The following is a 6546-nucleotide window of genomic DNA, read 5'->3' as shown; positions in this document are numbered from 1 at the left end:
CGCGGCCGGCGCCGCCGGCGGGGTGATGATGGCCGAGCGGCGCTCCTGCCAGCTGGCGATCTCCGACTCGTCGGCGCCGACCGACATGAGCAGGTCGCGCAACTGTGCCTCGCTCGGGATGTGCCGGCCCGCGCGGATGTCGGAAACCGTGGTCCGGCCCCATCCCGAAACCGCCGCGAGCTGCCGGACCGATTGCCCACCGAGACGCTGGGCGAGCGCTTGCGCGAAGTCCTCCGGGGCCGACGTGCTCACACCTTAGATATTGCCTCCCAAACCGCCTTCACGGCATGTGAAGTGGATCATTGGAGCAAAGCCGTTACGAGGGAGTGAATGTCGGTCCCCGGCGTACCAGGTAAGAAAGGCCGCCGCGTCCGGTCCCGGACGGGTGGGCGACGGCATACCGTTATCGCGACGGCATACGGCACGGCGACCGCATACGGCACGGGGAAGCAATCGTGCCGCGCGCGCCTCCCCTCCGGCGGCGCGCGCGACTCCCCTTAGAGCGCAGGGGCGGCGGATCGGTTCCCGGCGTGCGCGATTACGTGTGTGCGTGATTGCTTGTGTGCGCGATCAGGCGAGGCCGAGTTCGCGGGCTTCCTCCCAGAGCTCCTCGCGCACGTCGGGGTGGGCGGCGTCGCGGATCAGGTGGCGGGCCTGGGCCTGCTGGGTATAACCCCACAGTTCGGCGACGCCGTTCTCGGTGACGACGGCCGACTGCTGGAAGGAGGTGACCGGCTCGTCGACGAGGGGGACGATCGTGGACACGTTCGCCTTGGGGTGCCAGGAGCGCAGTGCCATGTATGCCGCGCCCCCCGGGGAGTGGAGGGCGCCGACGATGAAGTCGGTCTGGCCGCCGAAGCCGGAATAGATCCGCGCGTTGATGCGGCTGGCGTTGGCCTGCCCGAACAGGTCGATCTCGAGGGCGGTGTTGATCGAGGTCATGTGCCGCTGGAGGGCGATCAGGGCCGGGTCGTTGGTGCGCTCGGTGCGCATCATCCGCACGCGCGGGTTGCCGTCGACCCAGTCGTAGAGTTCGCGAGTGCCCATCAGGAAGCTGGTGGTGAGCGGGTGGTTGGGATCCATGGATCCGCCGCGTTCGAGGGCCAGGACGCCGTCGGAGAAGGTTTCGGTCCAGATCCGCAGGCCCTTGTGGGTATGCAGTTGAGCGATGGTGGCGTCGGGGATGGCGCCGATGCCGGCCTGCAGGGTGGCGCCGGCGGGTATGCGGGCGGCGACGAGTTCGCCGATGCGGTTGCTGTCGGCATCGGGGGTGGCCGGGGTGATCTCGGGCAGCGGGACGCTGACCTCGATGGCGTAGTCGACCAGGTCGACCGGTACCTGGGCGTCGCCGTAGGTGTAGGGCATCTGGTCGTTGATGACCGCGATGATGCGGCCGGAGCGGGCGCGGCAGGCGTCGATGGCGGCAGGCAGGATATTGCACTCGATGCCGAGGCTGAGCTGGCCGTCACGGGCGGGGGCGGTGTGGATGACGACAGCGTCCGGGGGGAGCGGGCCGTCGAAGAGGCGCGGCACGAGGGAGAGGCGACAGGGGACGTAGGCCAGTCCCGGGTGTTTGCGCATGCCGGCACCGACGAAGGTGGTCTCGGCCGTCACGCCCTCGCGCTCGGGGGCCGCGCCCTTGCTCGCGTTGAGGGCGTGGATGATGTAGCGCTGCTGGGCCTTGTCGATCAGTTCGATGGCGACGTGCGGGATCGCGGCATTGCCGCTGACGACGAATCGGCTGTTGTCCGCAAAGCTGGCGAAGATGCTCTGTAGTGCCTCGGGCGTGACGATCTGCATAGCCCCATCCTCCACCCCCGGGCGCGGCAAACCAAGGCGGGTCGGAAGGGTCGTGCAGAGTGTCCAGTACGGCGTTGTCCGGCAGCCTGTCCACTGGCTTGCGGGTGTGGATCACCGGGGTCCGACACGCGGAAAAACAATTTTCGTCCACAGGGGTGAATCATTGTTACTGCAGGTCACTGGCCTGCAACTGCGGTGACCGGCTGGTCTCCACAGGCTTTTCCCGAAGGTGTGCACAACCGCGGCGGGCGTGTTGCACAAGCTGTCCACACGGCATACACAGGGCGGCTTTGTCGTGACCGGGCCGGGTGTCTTACGTTGGTCCGACCCCTCCCCACCCGGCCCGCGGCAGCGGCGTTGTCGGTGCTCGCTGGTCTACTGCCGGTGTGGTTGGTGGAGGCGCTACGGAAGGTGGTTCGCGGTGACGCTGGCGCAGCTCGATGTCGGGGCTTTCGGCTCACCGGACGGGCCCGGCGGGGACCGGGTCCCCCCGCAGGATGTGCACGCCGAGCAGTCGGTGCTCGGCGGGATGCTGCTGTCGAAAGACGCGATCGGCGATGTCGCGGAGGAGTTGAAGTCGACCGACTTCTACCGCCCGGCGCACGAACTGATCTATGACGCGATCATCGACCTGTTCTCCCGGGGTGAGCCGGTCGACGCGATCACCGTCGCCGACGAGATGACCAAGCGCGGCACCCTGCAGCGCGCCGGCGGCCAGGCCTATCTGCACGACCTGATCCAGGCGGTCCCCACCGCCGCGAACGCCGGCTATTACGCGCAGATCGTGGCCGAGCGGGCGCTGCTGCGCCGGCTTGTCGAGGCGGGCACCAAGATCGTGCAACTCGGCTACGGGCAGGGTGAGGGTGACGTCGAGGAGATCGTCAACCGGGCCCAGGCCGAGGTGTATGCCGTGGCGGACAAGCGCGGGTCCGAGGACTATGTGCGCCTGGGGCTGACGTTGGAGGACACCCTCAACGAGATCGAGGTCGCCTCCGGTCGCACCGACGAGATGACCGGTGTCCCCACCGGCTTCACCGAGCTGGACGAGTTGCTGCACGGCTTGCACAGGGGCCAGATGATCGTCGTGGCCGCGCGCCCGGCTGTCGGCAAGGCGCTCGCCCTGGATACCCCCCTGCCGACGCCGACCGGCTGGACGACGATGGGCGAGGTCGCCGTCGGTGACCTCGTCCTCGGCGCCGACGGTCGCCCCACCCGCATCACCCAGGCGACCGCCGTGATGACCGGCCGCCCGTGCTTCGAGGTCGTCTTCTCCGACGGCGCAACCATCGTCGCCGACGCCGAACACCAGTGGGTCACGCACACCCGCGCCAGCCGCCGCAGTGCCCACCGCGTGCCCGCCGTTCGGACGACAGAGGAGATCGCGGCGACGCTGCGCACTCAGACGCCTGAAGCCCGTCTCAACCATTCGGTTTCGCTTGCCGAGCCGCTCGAACTCCCCGATGTTGAGCTGCCGCTGAGTCCATACGCGATCGGCGCGTGGCTGGGCGACGGCACGTCTGCCGAGCCCACGATCACCACCGCCGACCCGGAGATTGTCGCGTTCCTTGAGGGGGAAGGACTCGAAGTCACCCCTACGGCGGGCCTCATGCGTTACCGCTTGCGTCTGCCCCGTTCGGTGCTCGCGAGCCGCTCATGTGTGGTGTGCGGCACCACCTTCGTGCCCGCAACCTCACAGGTCAAGACGTGCGGACGCTCCTGCGGAGGGAAATCTCGAGGCACGAGCCGACTCGTCCCGACGTGCCCCGACTGCGGAGTCGTCACAAGCGGCCACGAGCGCTGCCAGGCCTGCCGCAACGATCACGGCACAGTCAAGGGCCTGCTCCGCGGGTTGGATCTGCTGGGCAACAAGCACATTCCGGCAGCGCTTCTTCGCGGAAGCGTGAGACAGCGACGCGACCTATTGGCCGGGCTATTGGACACCGACGGCACGGTGACATCCAGTGGATGTGTGCAGTTCACAACCACCAGCCAGCGCCTGGCCGCGGATTTTGCGGAACTGATCGCGTCGCTGGGGATGCGTGTCGGTATATCCCGCAAACGTGTCATCGGGCGAACCGAGGCATCGTCCACTGTCACGACTCTGACATTCTCTACTGATGAAGATGTCTTTTGGCTGCCGCGCAAGGCAATTCGTCACAAGGAGTTGCGCAAGCGCACCTTCCAGCGCCGCGACTCGCGATTCATCACGGCGGTCCGCCCCATTGCCTCGATCCCGGTGCGCTGCATTGAGGTTGACAACGCCGACCACCTTTATCTGGCCGGCCGAGAAATGGTGCCGACGCATAATTCGACATTCGGAATGGACATCGCCCGGACCGCGTCGATCAAGCACAACCTGCCGGCCGCGTTCTTCTCCCTCGAAATGAGCCGCACCGAGATCTCCATGCGTGTGCTCGCGGCCGAGGGGTCGATGTCAATGCAGGATCTGCGCAAGGGCACGATCGGCGACGCCGGGTGGCAGAAGCTGGCCAAGGTCGTCACCCGCATCGAGCACGCCCCCCTCTACATCGACGACTCGCCGAATATGTCGCTGATGGAGATCCGCGCCAAGTGCCGGCGCCTGAAGCAGCAGCACGGCCTCAAATTGGTCGTCATCGACTATCTGCAGCTCATGAGTTCGGGCAAGAAGGTCGAGTCCCGCCAGCAGGAGGTCTCCGAGTTCTCCCGGGCCCTGAAGCTGCTCGCCAAGGAGCTCGAGGTCCCGGTCATCGCCATCTCCCAGCTCAACCGTGGCCCCGAGCAGCGCACCGACAAGCGCCCCCAGATGTCCGACCTGCGCGAATCGGGCTCTATAGAACAGGACGCAGACGTCGTTATATTGCTGCATAAGGAAAAGGAACGCGAGGGCGAAGCCGACGTCCTGGTCGTCAAGCACCGCAACGGCCCCACCCGCGATATCACCCTGGGCTTCCAGGGCCACTACTCCCGCTTCTCCAATATGGCGACCAATGCCGGGTTCTGATTGTAGAGATGGGTCCTACTTTTCACAAACCGCCACCTATGTTTCATAGGAGGGTTTACGGCGTGTCTTCTTGTCAGATCGTGATTTCTGCGCTAGGCGGCGCGAGAGGGGAAGGTCTACGCTCAACGCACTAGACAAACGTCGAGGGCGCCCCGTTCCAGCGGAGCGCCCTCGTAAGACAAGTACCTGATCCGGGTGAGGAGACAGGAGGTGTCGTCATGCCCAGTGTAGGGCTACGGCCCGTCGGTGCCCAAGTGGGTGAAGCGACGTGGTCGTTTTGGTGTGCTGGGGGTTCGCGATCCGAGTGGTCATGGGTGGCGGGGCCGCCCGATCCACGCAGCTTGCAGCCGGTGCGGGAGACAAAGTCTGGCCGACTGTCGAGAAACATCCCGGTGCAGGCGATGTCGACGACGACGGGTGGGTGGCTGTTCCTCGAGTCTGGTCTTGAGCACGAGCTCGCGACATGGTTGGACCATCAACGTGATGTGACGTGGCTGGTCGGTCAACCCGTGTTGTTGCGCTGGGAGGACGGAACGAAGCACATCCCCGACGTGTTGAGCGCGCACCGGGACGGTTCGGTGACCATCTGGGATGTCCGCGCCCCGGAAGAACGCGACGACACGTTCATGGTGATGTCGACGCGTACTCAGGCGGCCTGCGCGAAGGTCGGCTGGCGTTACGAGCTGTTCGGTGGTCTGGACCCGGTGGCGTCGTTGAACCTCCGCTGGATCGCGTCGGCGCGCCGAGCCCCGGAGTGGGTGATGCCTGCCAAGGCGATCCTGCAGGGTGTCCTGACCGACGGTGACGGCACTGTCGGTGATGTCATCGCGGCCGATGACGATCGAGGGTTCCTCACGTCAGCCATGTGGCACCTGGTCTGGTCCGGCGAGATCGAGATGGACCTCAACGCCCCTTGGGATCAGCGCTCGCGCCTCGCGTGGGCAACCGATGCGGCGCGGACATGAACGCCCGAGTGACGCTCTACGAGGGCGCCACCATCCTCTTCCCGGAGGGACCCCGAGTGGTGGTCGCAGTCGGCCCGTTCGGGTACACGGTCCGCGACGTCACCGGCGGAGTCGACGAGGTGTCGTGGACCGACGTCCAACCGGCACGCGCCATCGTCCACGGGCGGGTGGACGCGGTGGCCGAGTCATTGATGGCCGTCTTGTCCGGGCTCAGCGATGACGCTGTCCAAGAGTCGCTGGACAAGCTGGAGGTCGTTCTGACCATTCGCACGGGCTTCGCCCGTGGGCACCCCGCTCTCGCACGACCAGGGGAGCCGTACTCGCTGTTCAACCCGGCCCGAAAGGTCTCGGACAGCAAGAAATGCGAGGCGATGGCCAAGATCCTTGCCCGGGAGGCTCTGCTGATATGTGACTGGTTTCTGTCAAGTGGCAGGGTGAAGCGGGGTCTGCTGTGGCCTGGAGCAGACCCCGCTTCGTCGTTCAGCCCGAGTCGTGCCAATTTAGTGTGTCGCGGGCTCGTGGCCTGTGGCGATGAGGATGTCTCGGGCGGCGTCAGTGAGGGAGTCGGCCGCGGTGTGGGGGTGGCCGGCGATGGTGATGGTGATCTGCTGGATCGGGCGGAGCGCGCGCACGATCTTCTTGATGCTCATGCCGGTCTGGTCTTGGAGGCGCCGGGAGATGGCCAGCGCGGCGAAGACGATGGTCAGGTGGGCCTCGATCGCGTCTTTGGTGTGGTGGAAGATCGGTCGGGCGCGTAGGTCGCTCTTGGACATCCGGAACGACGCCTCGACCTGCCAG

At 66.3% G+C, this 6546-nt stretch carries 4 protein-coding genes and 1 pseudogene; 2 read left to right on the top strand and 3 right to left on the bottom strand.

Annotation, left to right across the window (positions count from 1 at the left end):
* Together BN11_RS24285 and BN11_RS17915 are read right to left on the bottom strand one after the other, a co-directional pair.
* On the bottom strand, positions 1–252 hold a 252-nt coding region (locus tag BN11_RS24285; protein WP_048699656.1), incomplete at its 3' end, for a helix-turn-helix domain-containing protein.
* Between the two features lie 318 nt (positions 253–570).
* Positions 571–1800 (bottom strand): acetyl-CoA hydrolase/transferase family protein, encoded by a 1230-nt coding sequence (locus BN11_RS17915; RefSeq protein ID WP_048699655.1) that lies wholly within the window; start codon positions 1798–1800, stop codon positions 571–573.
* A 421-nt stretch (positions 1801–2221) separates the two neighbouring features.
* On the opposite strand from BN11_RS17915, the gene dnaB reads away from it, so the two are divergent.
* Together dnaB and BN11_RS17905 are read left to right on the top strand one after the other, a co-directional pair.
* Positions 2222–4783: a replicative DNA helicase gene (dnaB, locus tag BN11_RS17910; protein ID WP_201329301.1), complete on the top strand. Its 2562-nt coding sequence runs from the start codon at positions 2222–2224 to the stop codon at positions 4781–4783.
* 314 nt (positions 4784–5097) lie between these two features.
* A complete protein-coding gene (locus BN11_RS17905; protein WP_162213285.1) occupies positions 5098–5748 on the top strand; it encodes a TnsA-like heteromeric transposase endonuclease subunit in 651 nt (216 codons plus the stop codon).
* 500 nt (positions 5749–6248) lie between these two features.
* Here BN11_RS17905 and BN11_RS17900 read toward each other — a convergent pair.
* A pseudogene (locus tag BN11_RS17900) lies at positions 6249–6546 on the bottom strand (IS1634 family transposase); the annotation flags it as partial.

This window comes from Nostocoides australiense Ben110 (assembly GCF_001050535.1).
GTDB classification, from domain to species: domain Bacteria; phylum Actinomycetota; class Actinomycetes; order Actinomycetales; family Dermatophilaceae; genus Nostocoides_A; species Nostocoides_A australiense.
The sequence above is the reverse complement of the archived record's forward strand: the minus strand, read 5'-3'. Positions and strand labels throughout refer to the sequence as shown.

Excerpts from the sequence above, each read along its gene's own strand:
- BN11_RS17915 (WP_048699655.1), bottom strand. The coding sequence starts at position 1,800 with ATGCAGATCGTCACGCCCGAGGCACTACAGAGCATCTTCGCCAGCTTT.